We start from the raw sequence: 18,592 nt of genomic DNA, 5'->3' as shown, positions 1-18,592 counted from the left end.
AAGGTCTTCCGGGACGAGAATGCCCCCATATGGCCTGGGTTGGGCGGGGGGAAAAGGGAAAATGCTCATGACGTGTCATTTCCTCCCTTCACAACGGGGCCTATCGCCCATAAATCAGATGCATTCCGTGCACGGCCCGGTCCAAGGGTCGACGTTTCACCAGAAGGAGAGAGTACCGATGGCCTTCGAGCTGCCGCCCCTGCCCTACGCCAAGGATGCGCTGGAACCCCACATGTCTGCCCAGACCCTGGAGTTCCACCACGGCAAGCACCACAACACCTATGTGACCAACCTGAACAACATGGTTAAGGACACTCCGCTGGCGGACAAGAGCCTGGAGGAAATCATCCTGGCCGTGGCCGGTGACGCGTCCAAGGCTGGCGTCTTCAACAACGCTGCCCAGGTGTGGAACCACACCTTCTTCTGGAACGGCATGAAGGCCAACGGTGGTGGCGAGCCCACCGGCGCTCTGAAGGAGGCCATTGACGCCGCCTTCGGATCCTTCGAGGCCTTCAAGACCGAATTCAAGCAGGCTGGCGCTACCCAGTTCGGCAGTGGCTGGGCTTGGCTGGTGGTGAAGGATGGCAAGCTGGCCATCACCAAAACCGCCAACGCTGACCTGCCCATGACCAAGGGTGAGACTGCTCTGCTGACCTGCGACGTTTGGGAGCACGCCTACTACCTCGACTACCAGAATCGCCGGCCGGATTTCCTGTCCACCTTCCTCGACAGCTTGGTGAACTGGGACTTCGTCGCCGACAACCTAGCCAAGGCCTAAAATACCGCAAAGGTATACGACAGGGGGTATTTTCCCGTTACGGGGCTTTGCCCCGTCCCCCACTGGGGCCGAAAGGCCCCAGACTCCAGAAACTGCGAAACCCTGTCATGTACCGTGAGTGACCGCCTGGCGGGAGGGGGGCACTCCAGCGTCTCACATGAAAAAACGGGTTCCCACCAGGAACCCGTTTTTTTGTCATCCCTGCCCATCCTTCGCCAAGGTTGCCCTGACGGGCAAACCATGGCACGGTCGACATGCAGCATATCCCCGTTCTATTTCAAGGGACTTCAAGACGATGACGGACGGAATTACGATCCGCGACGCTCAAGACGGTGACGCGGAAGCCATCGCCACCCTGTTGGTACAAGCCGGCGAAGGCCTGTATGAATTCCTTCTTGACGGGCTGGTTCCCGACATGGGAGCGGCGGACCTGCTTGCCCATTTGGTGGAAACCGGTGACAGCCCCTACGGCTGGCCCGAATGTCGCGTAGCCTTGAAGGACGGAGTCATTGTTGGCATGGTCAACGCTTTCCCCGTCGAACGCCTTGACGAGCTGGAAACGGACATGGTTCCCGCCGATCGGATGGTGCACGTCCTTCCCCTCTCCCGCATGCGGGACCCCGGCGGCTTCTATATCAATGCCATGGCCGTCCTGCCTGAACACCGAGGCCATGGAATCGGCCGGAAACTGGTCGCCGAAGCCTTGGGCATGGCCGGAGCCGAAGGGCGCAAACGAGTCAGCCTGCAGGTCTGGTCGACCAATACCAGGGCGATCAAACTCTATGAGGAATTCGGCTTCTCCTCGATAGACCATTTGGACCTCCCCCACAACGACCGCCTATCAGCCCGGAGAGTGATTCTGATGGCGCGCGGCGTCTAACGAGTCCGGGCCCTAACCGAGACGTCAAGGACTCCCGGTCCCCCATCATGATCGCCATCCCCTTCCCCTTCGTGGTGGCTCTTTTGCTGTGGATCCTCCTCATCCACCTGCTGGTGGACCGGGGGGAGACGGTGTCTCAGGGGGAGAGGGCGGCTCTTTTCTTCGTTGGCGCCTGCGCCACGGCCGTTACTGTGGTCGGCTTACGGTGGAGTCTTGATCTCCTGGTCTTCCGATTCCTTTTGGTGGGCGTTGCCGCCCTGGTGCCGCCCATTGCTTGGTTCTGCTTCTCCCCCCTTGCCCGCCCCCTCGGTGACCGACCTCCCCCCCCTCGTAACGTCCTTTGGATCCATGGCTTGCCCTTCGTTCTGGCTCTTGGGCTTATGGTCCTGAGACCGGCGCTGTATCTCTCCCCTGACTTTGTTTTGGCCATACAGTCACTCTCCTATGGCTTGGCCCTGGCCCGCATCGGACTCCAAGGACCTGATCGCTTGGCTGCGGCGCGCCTGACAGACGCTATCGCCGTTCGAAGGGGAATCCTGGTGGCCTCCATGGTGTTGATCAGCAATGCCGCCGTGGAGACCGCCATTGCTTTGGATTTCAAGTTCTATGGGGGACGCCATGCTCCCGACATCGTCGCCGGGGCAGACGGGGTAGGCTTTGTCCTGATCGCCCTGGCGGCAACCTTGGTGCGGCGCAGCCGTCCCAGTGAGGTTTCAGAGGCCGCCGAGGCCCCTCTCCCAGCCACAACGCTTGCGGAGAAGAAGAACCAGGAGGATCCGATAATCATCCGTGATGCCGTCGACCGAGTCCTCACCGAGCGAGGGCTGTACAAGGACCCTGACCTGACCGTGAACCGACTTGCCCGGGCGACGGGCATTCCGGCCCGCCGCCTATCCTCTGCCATCAATCGATTACACGGGGAAAACATCTCCCGCTTCGTCAACACCTACCGAATCGCGGAGGCCAAACGCCTCCTAACCGAAACGGAGGCGCCGGTTACCACGATTCTCTTTGACTGCGGTTTTCAAACAAAATCGAACTTCAACAGGGAGTTCCTGAGGATCACCGGTCAGAGTCCCAGCGCCTACCGCAAGGCCCTGTCGACCGTCACCGAAGGGCCGCCGCCAGGAAGAGAAGCACCCGGTCAATGACCTGCTTGTGGATGGCTTCTCGGTCCCGTCCACCGCCATCATGGCAAAGGATCCCATCCCCCGGATGCTCGTCCTCCAACAGGGCGGTGGCGCCTGGCTTGCAAAGGGAGAGGAAGCTAAAGTGGGCGGCGTCGGAAATCCTCAGGGACTCCGTCCCCTCCTTCGGCAAATAGTTGAGCAAATATCCGGATTCGAGATCCGTAGGAAGGGCGCTGGAAGTGTCTCCGGCGGCGATCACCAGAACCGGAACGGAGATCACCGCGAGGCTATCCGGGGTGAACCCTTGGGCGAGCCCGAGGTCGAGGGAAATCGCGGCCCGGATGCGTGGGTCTCGCATATCCTGCCCCAGGGCAGCCCGCTCCACCGTGCCCAAGCCCATATTCCCATCCTCTTCTGCGATCCGGCAGGACGCAACCATCTCCGGGTGTTGGATGCAGGCCTTGGCAAAACGTGCGCGGTCAAAGCGTCCTCCGGCGAGGGCCAAGGCCGTCCAACCTCCCAGAGAATGGCCTATAACGGCAATCCTGCCCGGGTCAACGGGCCCGGCGAGACTCGGGTCGGCCAAAAGAGCATCCATGACCCGGCTCAGGTCATGGGGGCGTTCCCATAACCGAGCGGCTTCCTCGGGGCGGCGGTCCCGACTCGTTGTCCCGGGATGGTTCGGCGCCGCGACCCGATACCCCGCAGAGACCAAGGCCTCGGCCAGCCAAATCTGATTGCGCCAATTGCCCCCATGGCCATGGGAGAGCACCACCAGCGGTCGGAGTGTGTTGTCAGGGACGGCATTCTCGACCACGGGAATACCGATGAACGCGGGATTATCCCCGGCAAGCGTTACCGGATCAGATTGGTCCGTGGAATACCAGAGAGCCACCGACAGGTCCCGACGCCCATCCGGATCCGCGAGACGGATTGTCCGGAAACCGACCGACCCTGCCTGGGCGACAGATAAGGACATCAGAATCCCGAGAAGCAAGACAATAAGAAAGCGAAAAGCCATAAAAGCGTTTCCCTATTTTGAACAAGGACAGGCTCCAACCTTGCGGTTTGGCTCACGCTTCCGAGACCTGAAACGCGATCCAGGTCCTACTTTTTCCGGGTTTTTCCCTATAGGGCGGTCCGATTGAGACTTCTTGGGTGATGAGGGGATCGCATTTCCCGGTAGATCTCCCCAGCTTTCGCCTCGAGACGCCAGGGGCGCGCCAGCTTTAAGGCGACATGGTAGGCAGGATCCTCCCGGTCGAGGGTGGCCAAAGTCAAGGCGGGCTCGGTGCTTTCCGAACGGGGGGATATCTGCAGACCATCCGGTCCGATGATATGCCCCATCCCACCCCGGGTTGGCGCCACAGCGCAGATCCATAGGCCATACAGGCTGCATGGGCGCGCAGCACTGTTTGATAGGACTCCGGAAGACCTTGGGAGGCAAAGAGCACGGCATCGACACCCCGTTGGCCGTAATCTGCGAAAACTTCAGGAAACTGGACTTCAATGCAAATCGCGCAACCGAAGGTGTAGTCATCGACGGAAAACACGATGGGGTCTTCTCCAGGGGTATACCAGCCCCCCAATTCCGTATGGGAGAGGAAGCGCTTGTCGTAACGGGTAACCAAAGCCCCGCAATCGGAAAAAACATAGAGACTATTGTGGGGAGGCAGGCCGTCTTCCAGCGGGTGGGCCGCACCGACCACGCCCCAAAGACCCCGCTTCCCGCATGTTTCAGCGATGGCTTCCAATTCGGCCTTCTGCCGGGCCCAATCGAACCGAAGCCAGTCATCTGGGGAGGCGATCTGGGACTTTGCGTACCCGGAGAGAGCCCCCTCGCAGAACGTGACGAGCCGGGCGCCCTGATCGGCTGCGTCGCCAATGGCCTTCCGGATGGTCTGTCCGTTGGCTGAGACATCCTGCGCAACGACGGTTTGCGCCGCAGAGACTCGCATCGCCTCAAGGCCCCTTCCCTCTCTATGGGGGGCCTGAGGCCCCGAACCCCCATTGGGGGATCAAAGGGTCCGTGACCCTTTGCGGGTCTGGGCAGGGCCCAGAAACTGCGAAGCAGGGTTTCCGGATGTTCGAGGCCAAGTTGAGCCAAGACGTGGCCCAACTTGATCACGGAGCACTCTAAACGGCGATCAGGGCCGTCGCGACGCGGCGGTCTTCATGGATCAGCACATTATAGGTCCGACAGGCCGCGCCCGTATCCATGGGCTCCGGCGTGATCCCGACGGCCAGGCAGGCCTCGCGGACGGCCTTAGACGGCAAGCCCATGCGCTCTCCGCACCCGATCAACAGGATATCCAGTTCCTCCCGCCCCATGTCGAGGATGGGCTGGATGCTCTCCACGGTCAGGTCTTCGAGTCGGGCTACGGACCACGCGAGGGTTTGTTCCGGTGTCACCAGCAAGGAGCCGGTGTAATGGGTGCCGGTCACACGAAAACCGCCATCGCCATAGGCCTCGACGACCTGGCGGCTGGCGGGAATTTGCATTTTCAGTTCCATGGGAACCTCCAAAACTGTGGAGGGGTTTGGGGAGGACGAATCCTCCCCAAATGGGGATTCGGGGGCGATGGCTCCCTGAAGTCAGAAATCGGGGGCACGCGCCCCCGACCCGATCACCGCTTATTCCGCTTTCCCTTGGCCTTACCAACAACCCGGCCCGGAGTCAGGGGTTTGGCCTTGGCTTCGGCTTCCGCCGCAGCCTTTTCCGCAGCGGCGGCGCGGGCGGCCAGGGCTTCACCGCTGCTAGGCTCGCTACCGTCGTCATCAGCTTCGACAATAATCTCGGTCTCTTCGTCGGGTGCGTCCGGATCCAACTCTCCGCCCCGGGAGAAATTGAAATAGATCAGCGACGGTACAGCGACATAGATGCTGGAATAGGTTCCGACGAAGATACCCCAGATGATGGCAAGACTGAACCCACGCAACACCTCTCCCCCGAAAAGGAAAAGGCAGCCGACGGCCAGAACCGTGGTCCCGGAGGTGAGAATGGTCCGCGAGAGGGTCTTGTTGATGGCCAGGTTCAAGACCTCGCCCACACTGAGCTTCTTATAGCGGCGCATTTCCTCGCGGACGCGGTCGAAGATCACCACCGTATCGTTGATGGAATAGCCCGCCACGGTTAGGACCGCTGCTACGCTGGTCAGATCGAACTGAATCTGGAACAGGGAAAACAGCCCAATCGTGGCAATGACGTCATGCAGAAGGGCGATGATGCCTCCCATGGCGTATTGCCATTCGAATCGGAACCAGATGTAGGCGGCGATAATCAGAATGGACAGCCCCATGGCCAACATCCCGGCTTCCACCAACTCGTTGCCGACCTTGGGACCAACCAGTTCGGTCCGCCGGTATTCCACATCCGATCCCAGAGCCTCTTTCACCCGGGACAAAGCGGCCGTATTCGCGGCCTCTCCGCCGGGCTGCTCGGGCAGGCGAATCAAGAGATCGCGTGGATCCTCCCCAAAGGTGGTCAGCGAAATATCGCCATCCACCACATTGTTCAGCTTGGAGCGGTAGTCGCTCAGGTTCGCCGGTTCGGGGGTCCGCACCTCAATCAGGATACCGCCGGTGAAATCGATGCCGAAGTTGAGCCCTTGGACCGCGACGGAGACCACACAACCGACAAGGAAGATCGTCGAAACGACCAGCAAGACAAGACGCTTCGAGAGGAAATCGATGCGCGTGTCATCGGGAATCAACTTGATGGGACGCAACATGGGAACCTCAGATGGGAAGCGTCTTGGGTCGCGCATGGCGCACCCAGACGGAAATGATGAAGCGGGTGACCATGATGGCTGTAAACATGGAGGTCAGCACGCCGACGGACAGGGTCACCGCGAAACCGCGAACCGGACCGGAGCCGAAGTAGAACAGCAAGGCCGCAGCGAACAGCGTGGTCACATTGGCGTCCAGAATGGCCGAGAAGGCATTGCTGAACCCCGATTGGATGGAATGAATCAGGCTCTTGCCCAGGCGGGACTCTTCCCGGATGCGCTCAAAGATCAGCACGTTGGCATCCACGGCCATGCCGATCGTCAGGGCGATACCAGCGATACCAGGCAGGGTCAGGGTTGCTCCCAAGCCCGACAGGATGCCGATGAGCAGACAGATATTCACCGTCAGGGCGATATTGGCAAAGATGCCGAACTGCCCGTAAGCAAAAATCATGAAAACAACCACCGCGACGAGACCCAGGACGCTGGCAAGCTCGCCTGCGGCGATACTATCGGCACCCAGTCCGGGACCAACGGTCCGTTCTTCAAGCACGGTCAACGGCGCCGGAAGAGCGCCTGCCCGCAGCAGGAGGGCAAGATCCTGAGCCTCTTGAGTGGTGAAATTACCGGAAATGATTCCGCTTCCACCCAAAATGGGCTCGCGAATGCGCGGGGCGCTGATGACCCGGTTATCCAGAACAATGGCCAGGAACTTGCCTTCGGCATCCGACGTCACCTGACCGAACTTGCGCCCACCCACGGTATCGAAGCGGAAGCTCACCACCGGCTCGCCATTCTGGAAGGAGGCTTGGGCTCCGACCAAACGGTCGCCGCTAACTTCGACGCGCTTGCGCACCACCAGCTTGTCGGGTTGGCCGGGTTGACCGGCTTCGCCGTTATCCAATAGCTTGGAGCCGGGGGGAATGCGCCCCCGGGCCGCATCCTCTGGGGACACGGTTTCATCGAGCAGATGGAACGTCAGCTTGGCCGTCTGACCGATCAGGGCCTTCACCCGTTCCGGATTGTCGATACCGGGCAATTCCACAATAATCCGGTCCTGGCCTTGACGCTGGATCGACGGCTCCCGCGTTCCCGTTTCGTCAACACGGCGTCGGACGATTTCGATGGATTGATCAACGGCCTGGGTCCGCTTTTCAATCAGAGCCTGTTCCGTGAAGCTCATGGACACTCGGCCATCGTCGGTCATATCGGCCTGAACCCCGCTTTCCAGACCGCGAAGCAGACGCAGCGCCTTGGCCCGGTCATCGGGATTGGTGATCGTGAGCGAAACGGCACCATCCCGCATGCCCAAACCCGAATAGCGGATTCGCTCCCCGCGAAGGGCGGTGCGGACACTTTCGACGAGACTTTCGAGTTGTTCGTTGACCAGGGTTTCGAATTCAACCTGTAACAGAAGGTAGGACCCCCCTTGCAGGTCGAGCCCCAGGGTTACCGGTTGCCACCAACTGGGCATGGTGTCGGCCCGGTCGCGCATGAAATTGGGGATGGTAAAGGCGAGACCGGCCAATGCGACCAGAATCACCAAGGCCATCTTCCACTTCGGGAAGGAAAGCGTCATCACGGAAATCCGTCTGGAGGACGGGGGGCTCAGCAGGGAGCCCCCCGGTCAGGAGAGTCGTGCTGAAAGCACGCCTTTAGCGCACTGATTACTTCTTGCCGCCCAGCAAGCCCTTGAGCTTGGAGGCCATTCCGCCTTCCTGGGGGCCATTGGGTCCACCGTTGTCGTTCCCGGCGGCCTCACCGGCCACGGGTTCGGTCTTGGAAATAATGTTGGCAATCATGTCCCGCATGACGCGGACCTTAATATTTTCGGCAATCTCGACACTCAACTCAGTCTCGTTCACCACCTTGACGACGGTGCCAACGATGCCGCCGTTGGTGACGATCTTATCGCCGCGACGCACATTGCTCAACATGGCCTTGTGTTCCTTCATTCGCCGCTGCTGGGGGCGAATCAGAAGGAAGTAGAAGATGACGAAAATCAGAATGAGCGGCAGGAAGGATTCCAGTCCGCCCAGGGCGCCACCAGGAGAGGCCGCTTGGGCATAGGCCGGGGAGATGAACATCGGGTCCTCGTTTCTTCGATCCGTGTGAAAACCGGTTGCATGGGCACAGAGCCCAGGCGGGAGCCCGGACTATAACGATCCGCGAGCATGCTTGCAAACACGGAAGGCCGAAGCGATCTACCACAGCCTTGCTCCCTGGTTGGATCTGCGTGATGGGGAGATAACGACCTGTCCCGCCACTAAGACGATTGCTCTCGGTTTAGTTTAAAGCCATTACATTCCCTACGATTGATTTTCTGGCCGTAAAGACAAATGCGATGGGCGCCAGTTGTGTTTACGAGAAAGCCGAACAGTAACAACCGATATGCTGTATCGGTGACCGGACTTAGAGCAGATCTTCCCTAGGGAATACTCTCCTTAGTAGGCAGAGCCCGCCTTTGTGGAAGGGGCTTTGCATTACATAGTGATAAAACATCATCATTTCTTATCAAACAACCTGGGTACAAGGAGATTTCGTCCTTGGTCCTTCATCAAAAAGCGCGCGCCAGAGGGACGTGCCTCCGTAATCGCCACTTTACTGGAACGGCCCTGACCGGTGGGATTGCTCTACTCGCTGCAGGCGCCCTCGTTCCCGGGATCGCCCGGGCTCAGGGACTGCCTGAAGGTGGCTCGGTCACAGCTGGAGCGGCCGTCATCCATAGTCCTTCTGGCGACAGCTTGGTCATTGACCAAGCCTCAGCGCGGGCTATCCTCGCTTGGCAGGGCTTTTCCATCGGACAAGGGAAAAGCGTTACCTTCAACAACGGCTCAGGCGCTACCCTCAATAGGGTCACCGGCCCCCTCCCCTCCCCTCCCAGATCGACGGTAATCTTTCAGCGACAGGGTCGCTCTATCTGATCAATCCGGCAGGTGTCGCCATCGGTCCCTCCGGGCGCGTTCAAACAGGCGGATCCTTTACCGCCTCGACCCTCGATATCCCGGATCAGGATTTCCTTGATGGCGGAGACAATACCTTCTCCGGGTCTTCCACCGCCACGGTGGTCAACGCGGGGGCCATCGGCTCCCTGGGCGGTGATATCACCCTGATCGCTCGCAAGGTCACCAACAACGGCACCCTGTCCGCCCCCAATGGAACGGCAGCCCTGGCTGCGGGGACCGAGGTCCTGGTCCTTGACAAGGCCCAAGCCGACGGCGGTCATATCCTCGTCAAAGTCGGCGGTGCCGACGATGCGGTCACCAACAGCGGCCGTATTGCTGCGGCTGTCGCCGAACTGCGGGCCAATGGCGGCAATGTCTATGCGCTGGCGGGGAATACCGGCGGCACTGTGTCCGCAACCGGCACAGCCATTCGAGACGGGCGGATCCTGCTTACCGCAGGCAAGGACGGCACGACAGAGGTCTCCGGCACCCTGCAAGCCCGAAAGGGCACCGACGGCAGCGCCTCAGGGGGCACCATCGTCGCCACCGGCGGCGCGGTCCACCTGACCGGCACGGCCAAACTGGATGCCAGCGGCGCTGCGGGCGGAACTATCCTGGTGGGCGGTGATTACCAGGGCGGGCGGGATCCCGCTACCAAAACCCAGGACGGGGTCATCACCACGGCCCGGACCACAACCGTTGACAAGGGCGCGGTCCTGACCGCCGACAGCACCGCAGGCAAGGGCGGCACCGTCGTTGTCTGGTCCGATGAAAAAACCGGGTTCGAGGGCGCGATCTCCGCCCGGGGCACCGGACAGGGCGGAGGCGGTGGCACAGCCGAGGTCTCGGGCAAGGCCGTCCTCGCCTATAAGGGGACAACAGATCTGACTGCGGAAAACGGACAGACCGGCACCCTGCTGCTCGACCCCCACAATCTGACCATCACCACCGACGCCAAGGCCGGGGATGGGACCTCAGCCACTTACGACAACAGCGGCCTGAAGGTCAGCACCCTGGAAAACGCCCTGGGAACGGCAAATGTCATCGTTTCCACTGGCTCCACCGGCACACAGGCCGGAGACATTGTGGTTGACAGCGATGTCACTTGGGCAACCAACACCCTGACCTTGCAGGCAGCAGGAAACATCCGCCTGAACAAGAGTTTGACCGGAACCAACAATGCCGGACTGGTTTTGGATTATGGAACCGGCAAGGGCTATGTTCTGCATATCGGCGCGAAGATCAACCTCGCAGGAACCGGAGCCAGCCTGACCATCGGTGGAACGGGCTATACCCTGATCCAGGACAAAGCCGGATTGGATAGCATAGGCATAGATACCGCCAAACTTTCTGGAAATTATGCACTGGCCGGAGATCTGGACCTGTCGGGCAGCCACATATTCAGGGGCCGTTATCGGAGACGATACGAACGTATTCAAGGGGACCTTCGCCGGGTTGGGGCATCTGATCCCGCTGGAGCACCTTCACCGGCGGCCGGGTCCAGGACGCCCAATACGCCTATGCCCGGGGATCAGTTTCCCACACCACGCCCCTGGATCAGGTCGGAGGATCCGCCGACTACGTTCTGAAGACCACGCTACTCGCCCAGGTCGCCGGACAGGCCCTGCCCGGATCCGAACAGGTCTCCCTCGGCGGCTATTACGCCACCCGGGGATACACCATCGACGACGGCTCCGCTGATACGGGGTTTATCTTGCGTAACGAACTGGCCCTGCCCAAAGTCTCCCTGCTCGGTGCCCTGGACCTCTCCGATACGCCCGTGGTAGGCAAACTGAATGACACAGTTGCCCCCTATGGGTTCCTTGACGTGGCCTATGGGCATTCCTTCAACCTGAACAGCACCGCAACCGATACAAACAGCACCTTGGTCGGCTTGGGGGTGGGGCTGGAGTATTCCCTGGCCAGCAACCTGCGCTTTGGAACAAACATCGGTGTCGCCCTGACAGACGGACCCGATCAGACTCAACAGGGAGACGTTTCCGCTCAGATGAGGATCACCCTGGCCTATTAATCGCGGCTGCGAGCTTGCGAGCGGTCCAGGAAACGATTATCCAGGCGGTCTCCCAAAACCAAGGCTCAGGAGACCGCCCCGTGACCGATTCCCCTTCGATATCCGACCTCTATTCGGTCCTGGAGCGCATCGCCAGTGCCCTCGAACGCCAGTCACCCCCTCCCTTGCCCACCACCGATCTGAGCCTCGCAGACGCCTTTGTCTGGCATGCCGCCGACGGGACGGCAGAGCCCATCTATCGGGTGAACAAGGTCGATATCGCCCTGCTTCGGGGCGTGGAGCGCCAGCGCGAAACCCTTTACGATAATACTCTGCGCTTTGCCCGGGGATTTCCCGCTAACAATGCCCTGTTGTGGGGGGCCCGGGGGACGGGCAAATCCTCCCTGCTCAAAGCGGTCCATGCCGCCGTCAACGAGACTCTTGATAAGGAGAGTCGCAGCCGTGTCGCCCTGGTGGAAATTCACCGGGAGGACATTCCCTCCCTTCCCCGTCTTCTGAAAATCCTCGCTGTCTCAAACCGCCCTTGCCTGCTGTTCTGCGACGACCTGTCCTTTGACGGGAACGACGACAGCTATAAGTCCCTCAAGGCCGTTCTGGAGGGGGGCATCGAGGGGCGGCCGGAAAACGTCCTGTTCTACGCCACCTCTAACCGCCGTCATCTGCTGGCCCGGGACATGGTGGAGAATGAGCAATCAACGGCCATCCATGCCAGCGAGGCTGTGGAGGAAAAGGTCAGCCTATCAGACCGTTTCGGTCTGTGGCTGGGCTTCCACAACCTGGATCAGACGACCTATTTTGACATCATTCTAGGCTATGCCAAGGCCTATGGCCTGGAAACGGATCCAGAACAGCTCAAGCGGGAAGCCAAGGAATGGTGCGTGACCCGGGGCAGCCGGTCCGGTCGCGTTGCCTGGCAGTTCATTCAGGAAATCGCCGGGCGGGAGGGAAAGCGGCTGGAGGGGTGACGCCCTTCCAATCTTGTCGCCCATTCTTATCGCCCATTCTTATCGCATAGCAACCCGCTGACCGACCAAATAGGGATTGGGATCAACGGCTTTTCCGTTCTTCCTGATTTCGAAATGAAGCTGGGGTTGGGAGACGCCACCGGAACTTCCGACCCGCGCGATATCCTGGCCCCGACGCACCACCGCTCCACGCCCCACAAGCAAGACCTCGTTATGGGCGTAAGCGGTCATTAATCCGCCTTCGTGTTTCAGTAAGATGAGATTGCCAAACCCCCGAATTTCATTGCCTGCGTAAACAACGACGCCGGATTCGGATGCCTTAACCGGAGTTCCCGCCGGAGCGGCAATGTTGATGCCGTCATTGTGCTGCCCCTTGCTGGTCGGCCCATAGTTCGACAGGATCGCCCCTTGCAGAGGCCAAGCAAAGGCGCCCGCCAGAGCAGGGGCGCCCGGCACGGGTCCCTGGGCAACTACCGGAGTGCTGGGCGGGGAAGACACGGGTGCGGTGGCGGGCCGGGCGACGGGCGGAGGAGGAACCTGAATGCGTTGTCCCTCGCCGGTCGTTTGGGGCGCTCCTTGGTACACATCGGGCGCCGGGTCGCCATAGGTCGACGGTTTCTGAACGGGAACGGGAACGGTTGCGACCTGAGTATTCTGGGGATAATCCGGCTGGACCGCCGGTGCGGGTGCGGCTCCAGGCAGGGTCAGCCTTTGTCCTACGCGAATCATATAATCGGAACCCAGCCCGTTCTCGCGGGCCAGACGGTTCATATTGACGCCATGCTGACGGGCAATGGAATAGACCGTTTCGCCGCGCTGGACGACGTGAACGGCTTGCCCGGGAAGTCGGATCACTTGCCCGACATACAGAGTAAAGGGAGGCCGTAAGCCATTGACCGCAATGATCTCCTTCATCGGAACGCCATAGCGCCGGGAGATCCCATAAACCGTATCACCGGGTACAACCTGATGGGTCTGTGCCACAGAGCGAGAGACATCATATCCCGGGCCAGGCGGTGGAGAGCGGGAAGCGCAAGCAGAAAGCGCCAATACCACCCCAATCAGGGCGGCTCCGGCCAGGGAACCCATCCTCCGGCCTCGTTTTCTGATGCTGGTGGCGGTCTTGATCATGCTCAGGACCTTAGAGCAAATTCGTATGCCGTTTATTAACTATCCGCTCCCTGCCGCGATTTTTTTGGCGGACAAATCACCAAGCCGCAGCGCTGGGAAACCCTTCAGGTAGACCTTCCACCATGGGAACGAAGCGAACAGGAAATAAACTTTCCGTCTGGATGTGGGTTTCATGGCGGCGCACACGGATGACCTCCTGGTCCCCCCCTTCCTTGCCTACGGGCAAGACCATCAAGCCCCCCACGGCCAACTGATCCACCAAACGCCGGGGAATATCCTCGGCTGCTGCGGTCACCAGGATGCGTTCGAAGGGCGCCTGTTCCGGCCAGCCCCGATGACCATCTCCTTCGCGCGTCACCACATTGCGCAGGGTCATGGCGCTGAAGCGGGCTTCGGCTTCCTTGAGCAGGGGGGCGTGGCGTTCGACCGTGTAGACCCGACGGCACAGGCGGGACAGGACTGCCGTTTGATAGCCCGATCCGGTACCGATCTCCAACACCTTATGGCGGTCGGTGAGATCCAATTGTTCGGTCATTCGCGCAACGACAAGGGGCTGGCTGATGGTCTGACCACAACCAATAGGAAGGGCCGCATTGTCGTAGGAATGGTGGAGGAAGGGGTCGGCGACAAAAAATTCCCGGGGGATGGCCTCCAGGACAGCAAGCACGCGAGGATCACTCACATGACGGCTGAGTTCCCTCTGTAGATGGGCCTTCAATGCCCTCAACTGCTCCTCCCGAGAGAGTGAGATCTCACCTTGAGCAAAGTCCCCAGCGGGAAGCATACGTCCAAAGCTCTCGTTCACCGATACCCCTCCAGACCCCAGCATGATCTATACAAATGCCTCCGCGAGATCAGTTAACGCGCCGTTATCGGTCATATCCACGCAAAGGGGCGTGACCGTAATAGCTTGGCGGTAGGCAGCCTCCAGATCCGTGCCCGGGCTCTGTCGGTCCTCCTTACGCATAACACCAATCCAAAGGTAAGGACGCCCCCGGGGATCCATCCGTTCTTGGATATCGTCGCCCAGCTTTCGCTTGCCCTGACGGCAGACTTCCACGCCAGACACCTCCACAGGGGGGCAATCGGGGAAGTTCACATTCATCAGCAGATCGCGCCGCCAGGGACGGGCGCAGAGGCGTCGTATCACGTCCGCCGCGTGAGTCGCAGCCACCTGGAACGGATCCGGAGAGCGCTCGTCAAAGACCTGGGACAGGGCAATCGCCCGTATTCCCAGGAGAGTCCCCTCCATGCCTGCGGCGACGGTTCCGGAATAATGCACGTCCTCGCCCAGGTTCCCGCCCCGATTGATACCCGAAAGAACCAGATCGGGCCTGCGATCGGCCATCAGGTGGTTGACCGCCACCAAGACGCTATCGGTGGGTGTGCCACCCACGGCAAAGCGCTTTTCGCCCCTCTGGCCGTAGCGCAGGGGGTCGTGAAGAGTCAGGGCATGTCCCGCGCCACTTTGTTCCCGATCGGGCGCGACCACCCAAACATCGTCACTCAGGGTCCGTGCGACAGCCTCCAGATGAACCATGCCCGGCGCATCAATGCCGTCATCGTTGGACAGCAGAATCCGCGCCTTGGACAGATCGACGAGGGGATCGAACATCAGTGCCCGGCCCCCATGCCCATCACCTCAAGTCCCCCCATATAGCCCCGAAGGACCTCCGGCACAGTCACCGTTCCGTCGGCGTTTTGGTAATTTTCCAGCACCGCCACCAAGCAGCGTCCGACAGCCAAGCCAGAACCATTCAGGGTGTGAACGAAGCGGGTGCCCTTCTCGCCCTCGCCCTTGAAGCGGGCATTCATGCGGCGGGCCTGGAAATCACCGGTGTTGGAACAGGACGAAATCTCTCGATAGCGGTTCTGGCCCGGCAGCCAGACCTCCAGGTCATAGGTACGCTTGGCGCCAAAGCCGATATCCCCGGTACAGAGTGCGAGCACCCGATAGGGTAAGTCCAGCTTCTGAAGAACCGTTTCTGCGCAAAGGGTCATACGGTCCAATTCGGCTTCGGACTGGTCCGGGTGGACAATGGAGACCATTTCCACCTTCTCGAATTGATGCTGCCGGATCATGCCCCGGGTATCCTTGCCGGCGGCCCCGGCCTCGGCCCGGAAACATTGGGTATGGGCCGTCATACGCAGCGGCAGGTCTCCCTCGGACAGGATCTGCCCGTTCACCAGATTGGTCAGGGTCACTTCGGCGGTGGGGATCAGGTAGAAGTCCTCATCCACCTTGAACAGATCTTCACCAAACTTGGGCAATTGGCCGGTCCCGTACAGGGCCGCCTCCCGCACCAGGACAGGGGTTTGAATCTCCGTATAGCCATGATCGGTGATATGCAGATCGAGCATGAACTGAGCCAGAGCGCGCTCCAGGCGAGCCACCTGCCCCTTCAGAACCACAAAGCGAGCGCCAGACAGGCGGGCACCCGCCTCGAAATCCATCTCTCCGAGGGACTCGCCAATGTCGAAATGCTGCTTCGGGTCGAAGTCGAAAGTCCGGGGCGTGCCCCAGGTCCGGATCTCCACATTGGCTTCCTCGTCGGGGCCGTCGGGAGTCTCCTCATCCACGGTGTTCGGCAGACCCATGAGCAGAGCCTGCAAATCATCCTCTACCGCTTTGGACTGGCTCTCCAATTCGGCCATGCGGACTTTCAGGTTAGCCACTTCGTCCATCAAAGGCTGGGCGTCCCCCCCGGCCTTTTTCACGCCACCGATCTGCTTGGAGACCTCGTTGCGGCGGGCCTGCATCTCGTTCAGATCCGTCTGGTTGGACCGGCGCTTACCATCCAACTCGAGGATTTCCGCAGCCCGAGGCGGCAGTCCACGGCGGGACAACCCCCTATCGAAGGCCTCGGGGTTTTCGCGGATGGCTTTAAGGTCATGCATTGGGTGGGTCCATGAGTAGACGTGTCAAGATACCACGGTCTGACGCGGCGCGGGGAAAGGGCAGATCCCTTGCTCCGCCAGGAGTCTCCCGACTCCATGGACGGGAATCCTATGCGGATTGGGTTTAAAAACCCTTGAGAAATGGCAGAACCAAAAGGAGAAACGACTACTTCGTCTGATTCCAATCCGTTTCCGAAACGCCACCGTCGTCCCCATCGTCCTCGTACCCGTCTTCCCGGGAGGATACCACTGTGCCGGTCGCAGTCGACGGTACACCGGAGGTCGTTGAAGATTCATCCGAAGCTGGTGGCTCAGGGTCATTGCCCCCTTCACCGGGACCATCCTCTTCGTCATCGAAGTCGAGGTCATCTTCCTCTTCGCCCCGGGATTTTTCCACCATACGGGCAGCGACAATGGAAAGCTCATAGAGGACGATCATAGGCAGAGCGAGCAGAACCTGACTGATCACATCGGGAGGGGTGATCATGGCCGCAGCCACAAAGACACCAACGATGGCGTATTTCCGCGCCCCCGCCAGCGACTTGGACCGGACCAAACCGGACCGTGCCATCAGGGTCAGGACCACGGGCATCTGGAAACTTAACCCAAAAGCCAGGATCAGCTTCATCACCAGCCCCAGGTATTCGCCGACCTTGGCCTCCAACTGGATAGGCAGGACGGTTTCCGCCTTGGTCGTCTGGAACCCCAGCAGAAATTCCCAGGCCATGGGCATGACGAGGTAGTAAACCATCGCCGCCCCCATCACAAAAAGAATGGGGCTGATGAACAGGAAGGGCAGGAAGGCGCGCTTTTCATTCCGGTAGAGTCCGGGCGCGATAAACATCCACATCTGGGCCGCAAACAGCGGAAAGGAGAGAACGCAGGCGCCGAAAGCCGCCACTTTCACATAGGTGAAGAAGGCCTCGGTCAACGCCGTGTAAATCATCCGCTGGGAGCCACCTACCCGTTCCATGATCTTGGCCAGCGGTTCGATCAGGAAGTTGTAGATATGCTCTGAAAAATGAAAACAGGCAAAGAAGGCCACGATGAAAAACACGACCGCCCAAAGCAAGCGATTGCGCAGTTCCACCAAATGTTCGAGCAACGGCATTGTTTTGCCGTCCACATCCTCTTCCTCGGGGGCGCGGTCCGCCGGAGCCATTCCCTCAATCCACCTGTCTTATTGCTGTTGTTCGGCCGAAGTGGCCTTGGTCGTCTTGGGCGAATCCCCGTTCCCTTCACCCAGGGTTTCCGCAGATGCGGCCCCCTCTTCTCGCTTCCCCTGATGCAAGGGAGCGGCCAGTTGGGGTGACTGATCCTGCGGTGCTTTTTCCTGCGTCGGCTGCTTCTCAATGGACTTTTTGCTCGGATCGTCCCTCAGGGATTTGGCGAGCGAGCCGTCGGGATCGACAACCTTATCGATCTTGCCGCCGATGTCCGTACGCGCGATCGTATTGACCTGCTTGCGCACCTCATCCACGCCGGACTCACGCATCACATCGTCCATGTGCTTTTGAAATTCACCGCCCATGGCACGAATTCTCCGCACCCACCTGCCCACGGTGCGCAACACCCTGGGCAGGTCCTTGGGACCAATGACGACAAGGGCGAGCACGGCAATAACCGCGATCTCGGACCAACCAAGGTCTAGCATGGATATCCGTCTTTACCAGAGCGGTGAGCGGCATTCCGGACACAATGACAGGCGTCCTGTGACCGCTCGGTTAAATCGTTGACAAATTGCGTCGGCCCGGATGACGGACCGGCGCAATCGGGTCACCTCCAAAACCGGAGGCTGCAGGCCCTCCTCCAACTTAGGAGGCGTCTTCCTTGGTCTTGGCTTTCGGCGCGGCATCGGCAGACTTGCTGTCGTCGATCACCTTACGGTCGGAGGACGTAGGTTCATCATCGTCGTCGGCCATGCCCTTTTTGAAGGCCTTGACGCCCTTGGCGACGTCACCCATCAGCCGGGGAATCTTACCCGCGCCGAACAGCAGAAGAACCACCACCAAAACGATGATCCAGTGCCAAATGCTGGAAAAACCCATAACTCCTCCAAACGATCAATTTCGGCGGGACGCATCGGTCGCCCTTTGCCCTGGCGG

Annotated in this window: 20 protein-coding genes; 7 read left to right on the top strand and 13 right to left on the bottom strand. The window is 60.2% G+C overall.

The genetic code is table 11. From position 1 onward, the window contains the following. Positions 1-178 precede the first annotated feature (178 nt). From ACLIRY_RS01860 to ACLIRY_RS01850, 3 genes are all read left to right on the top strand, one after another. Complete coding sequence (locus tag ACLIRY_RS01860) at positions 179-778, top strand: superoxide dismutase (RefSeq protein WP_413203636.1); 600 nt, start codon at positions 179-181, stop codon at positions 776-778. Positions 779-1,073: 295 nt separating this feature from the next. Then, complete coding sequence (locus ACLIRY_RS01855) at positions 1,074-1,658, top strand: GNAT family N-acetyltransferase (protein ID WP_413203635.1); 585 nt, start codon at positions 1,074-1,076, stop codon at positions 1,656-1,658. A 47-nt stretch (positions 1,659-1,705) separates the two neighbouring features. After that, a complete protein-coding gene (locus tag ACLIRY_RS01850) occupies positions 1,706-2,809 on the top strand; it encodes a helix-turn-helix domain-containing protein (RefSeq protein ID WP_413203634.1) in 1,104 nt (367 codons plus the stop codon). Here ACLIRY_RS01850 and ACLIRY_RS01845 read toward each other — a convergent pair. The 6 genes from ACLIRY_RS01845 to yajC all read right to left on the bottom strand — a co-directional run bounded on the left by ACLIRY_RS01845 (position 2,766) and on the right by yajC (position 8,603). Further along, positions 2,766-3,809 (bottom strand): alpha/beta hydrolase family protein, encoded by a 1,044-nt coding sequence (locus tag ACLIRY_RS01845; RefSeq protein WP_413203633.1) that lies wholly within the window; start codon positions 3,807-3,809, stop codon positions 2,766-2,768. The genes ACLIRY_RS01850 and ACLIRY_RS01845 overlap by 44 nt on opposite strands. Positions 3,810-4,065: 256 nt before the next feature. Then, the gene (locus tag ACLIRY_RS01840) at positions 4,066-4,746 is read right to left on the bottom strand and encodes a carbon-nitrogen hydrolase family protein (protein WP_413203632.1); all 681 of its coding nucleotides are present in this window, start codon (positions 4,744-4,746) and stop codon (positions 4,066-4,068) included. A gap of 178 nt (positions 4,747-4,924) precedes the next feature. Continuing rightward, the gene (locus ACLIRY_RS01835) at positions 4,925-5,290 is read right to left on the bottom strand and encodes an Mth938-like domain-containing protein (RefSeq protein WP_413203631.1); all 366 of its coding nucleotides are present in this window, start codon (positions 5,288-5,290) and stop codon (positions 4,925-4,927) included. 125 nt (positions 5,291-5,415) lie between these two features. Continuing rightward, positions 5,416-6,519 carry a protein translocase subunit SecF gene (gene secF / locus ACLIRY_RS01830; protein WP_413203630.1) on the bottom strand — a complete coding sequence of 368 codons (1,104 nt, stop codon included), beginning with the start codon at positions 6,517-6,519 and terminating at the stop codon, positions 5,416-5,418. 7 nt (positions 6,520-6,526) lie between these two features. After that, the gene (gene secD / locus ACLIRY_RS01825; protein ID WP_413203629.1) at positions 6,527-8,095 is read right to left on the bottom strand and encodes a protein translocase subunit SecD; all 1,569 of its coding nucleotides are present in this window, start codon (positions 8,093-8,095) and stop codon (positions 6,527-6,529) included. Between the two features lie 88 nt (positions 8,096-8,183). Continuing rightward, positions 8,184-8,603, bottom strand: a complete 420-nt coding sequence (gene yajC / locus ACLIRY_RS01820; protein ID WP_413203628.1) for a preprotein translocase subunit YajC — start codon at positions 8,601-8,603, stop codon at positions 8,184-8,186. Between the two features lie 459 nt (positions 8,604-9,062). Here yajC and ACLIRY_RS01815 point away from each other — a divergent pair, with 459 nt between their 5' ends. The 4 genes from ACLIRY_RS01815 to ACLIRY_RS01800 all read left to right on the top strand — a co-directional run bounded on the left by ACLIRY_RS01815 (position 9,063) and on the right by ACLIRY_RS01800 (position 12,458). Continuing rightward, entirely contained in the window at positions 9,063-9,440 is a 378-nt protein-coding gene (locus ACLIRY_RS01815; protein ID WP_413203627.1) for a hypothetical protein, read from the top strand. Continuing rightward, positions 9,401-11,050 carry a hypothetical protein gene (locus ACLIRY_RS01810; RefSeq protein WP_413204180.1) on the top strand — a complete coding sequence of 550 codons (1,650 nt, stop codon included), beginning with the start codon at positions 9,401-9,403 and terminating at the stop codon, positions 11,048-11,050. Before ACLIRY_RS01815 ends, ACLIRY_RS01810 begins: the two co-directional genes overlap by 40 nt. Further along, entirely contained in the window at positions 11,014-11,493 is a 480-nt protein-coding gene (locus ACLIRY_RS01805) for a ShlB/FhaC/HecB family hemolysin secretion/activation protein (RefSeq protein ID WP_413204179.1), read from the top strand. The genes ACLIRY_RS01810 and ACLIRY_RS01805 overlap by 37 nt, the downstream gene beginning before the upstream one ends. Before the next feature lie 80 nt (positions 11,494-11,573). Next, positions 11,574-12,458 (top strand): ATP-binding protein, encoded by an 885-nt coding sequence (locus tag ACLIRY_RS01800; protein ID WP_413203626.1) that lies wholly within the window; start codon positions 11,574-11,576, stop codon positions 12,456-12,458. A 39-nt stretch (positions 12,459-12,497) separates the two neighbouring features. Here ACLIRY_RS01800 and ACLIRY_RS01795 read toward each other — a convergent pair whose 3' ends face one another. From ACLIRY_RS01795 to ACLIRY_RS01765, 7 genes are all read right to left on the bottom strand, one after another. Continuing rightward, entirely contained in the window at positions 12,498-13,589 is a 1,092-nt protein-coding gene (locus ACLIRY_RS01795; protein ID WP_413203625.1) for a LysM peptidoglycan-binding domain-containing protein, read from the bottom strand. Positions 13,590-13,665: 76 nt separating this feature from the next. Beyond that, positions 13,666-14,373 (bottom strand): protein-L-isoaspartate(D-aspartate) O-methyltransferase, encoded by a 708-nt coding sequence (locus ACLIRY_RS01790; RefSeq protein WP_413204178.1) that lies wholly within the window; start codon positions 14,371-14,373, stop codon positions 13,666-13,668. Between the two features lie 48 nt (positions 14,374-14,421). Beyond that, positions 14,422-15,204, bottom strand: coding sequence for a 5'/3'-nucleotidase SurE (gene surE / locus ACLIRY_RS01785; RefSeq protein ID WP_413203624.1), 783 nt, complete (start codon positions 15,202-15,204; stop codon positions 14,422-14,424). Continuing rightward, on the bottom strand, positions 15,204-16,487 hold the full coding sequence (gene serS, locus ACLIRY_RS01780; RefSeq protein ID WP_413203623.1) for a serine--tRNA ligase: 1,284 nt from the start codon (positions 16,485-16,487) through the stop codon (positions 15,204-15,206). Before serS ends, surE begins: the two co-directional genes overlap by 1 nt. Positions 16,488-16,653: 166 nt before the next feature. After that, the gene (gene tatC / locus ACLIRY_RS01775) at positions 16,654-17,649 is read right to left on the bottom strand and encodes a twin-arginine translocase subunit TatC (protein WP_413203622.1); all 996 of its coding nucleotides are present in this window, start codon (positions 17,647-17,649) and stop codon (positions 16,654-16,656) included. 18 nt (positions 17,650-17,667) lie between these two features. Then, entirely contained in the window at positions 17,668-18,141 is a 474-nt protein-coding gene (gene tatB / locus ACLIRY_RS01770; RefSeq protein ID WP_413203621.1) for a Sec-independent protein translocase protein TatB, read from the bottom strand. Between the two features lie 160 nt (positions 18,142-18,301). Next, positions 18,302-18,535: a twin-arginine translocase TatA/TatE family subunit gene (locus tag ACLIRY_RS01765; RefSeq protein ID WP_413203620.1), complete on the bottom strand. Its 234-nt coding sequence runs from the start codon at positions 18,533-18,535 to the stop codon at positions 18,302-18,304. Between the last annotated feature and the right edge of the window lie 57 nt (positions 18,536-18,592).

Origin of the sequence: Rhodospirillum sp. A1_3_36 (assembly GCF_047263945.1) — a bacterium.
Lineage (GTDB): Bacteria > Pseudomonadota > Alphaproteobacteria > Rhodospirillales > Rhodospirillaceae > Rhodospirillum.
Note: the sequence above shows the minus strand (reverse complement) of the source record. Positions and strands in the feature narration are given on the sequence as shown.

Excerpts from the sequence above, each read along its gene's own strand:
- surE (WP_413203624.1), bottom strand. The coding sequence starts at position 15,204 with ATGTTCGATCCCCTCGTCGATCTGTCCAAGGCGCGGATTCTGCTGTCC.
- ACLIRY_RS01795 (WP_413203625.1), bottom strand. The coding sequence starts at position 13,589 with ATGATCAAGACCGCCACCAGCATCAGAAAACGAGGCCGGAGGATGGGT.
- secD (WP_413203629.1), bottom strand. The coding sequence starts at position 8,095 with ATGACGCTTTCCTTCCCGAAGTGGAAGATGGCCTTGGTGATTCTGGTC.
- tatC (WP_413203622.1), bottom strand. The coding sequence starts at position 17,649 with ATGGCTCCGGCGGACCGCGCCCCCGAGGAAGAGGATGTGGACGGCAAA.
- ACLIRY_RS01855 (WP_413203635.1), top strand. The coding sequence starts at position 1,074 with ATGACGGACGGAATTACGATCCGCGACGCTCAAGACGGTGACGCGGAA.
- secF (WP_413203630.1), bottom strand. The coding sequence starts at position 6,519 with ATGTTGCGTCCCATCAAGTTGATTCCCGATGACACGCGCATCGATTTC.
- yajC (WP_413203628.1), bottom strand. The coding sequence starts at position 8,603 with ATGTTCATCTCCCCGGCCTATGCCCAAGCGGCCTCTCCTGGTGGCGCC.
- ACLIRY_RS01835 (WP_413203631.1), bottom strand. The coding sequence starts at position 5,290 with ATGCAAATTCCCGCCAGCCGCCAGGTCGTCGAGGCCTATGGCGATGGC.
- ACLIRY_RS01790 (WP_413204178.1), bottom strand. The coding sequence starts at position 14,373 with ATGCTTCCCGCTGGGGACTTTGCTCAAGGTGAGATCTCACTCTCTCGG.
- ACLIRY_RS01765 (WP_413203620.1), bottom strand. The coding sequence starts at position 18,535 with ATGGGTTTTTCCAGCATTTGGCACTGGATCATCGTTTTGGTGGTGGTT.
- tatB (WP_413203621.1), bottom strand. The coding sequence starts at position 18,141 with ATGCTAGACCTTGGTTGGTCCGAGATCGCGGTTATTGCCGTGCTCGCC.
- ACLIRY_RS01840 (WP_413203632.1), bottom strand. The coding sequence starts at position 4,746 with ATGCGAGTCTCTGCGGCGCAAACCGTCGTTGCGCAGGATGTCTCAGCC.
- ACLIRY_RS01845 (WP_413203633.1), bottom strand. The coding sequence starts at position 3,809 with ATGGCTTTTCGCTTTCTTATTGTCTTGCTTCTCGGGATTCTGATGTCC.
- serS (WP_413203623.1), bottom strand. The coding sequence starts at position 16,487 with ATGCATGACCTTAAAGCCATCCGCGAAAACCCCGAGGCCTTCGATAGG.
- ACLIRY_RS01850 (WP_413203634.1), top strand. The coding sequence starts at position 1,706 with ATGATCGCCATCCCCTTCCCCTTCGTGGTGGCTCTTTTGCTGTGGATC.
- ACLIRY_RS01860 (WP_413203636.1), top strand. The coding sequence starts at position 179 with ATGGCCTTCGAGCTGCCGCCCCTGCCCTACGCCAAGGATGCGCTGGAA.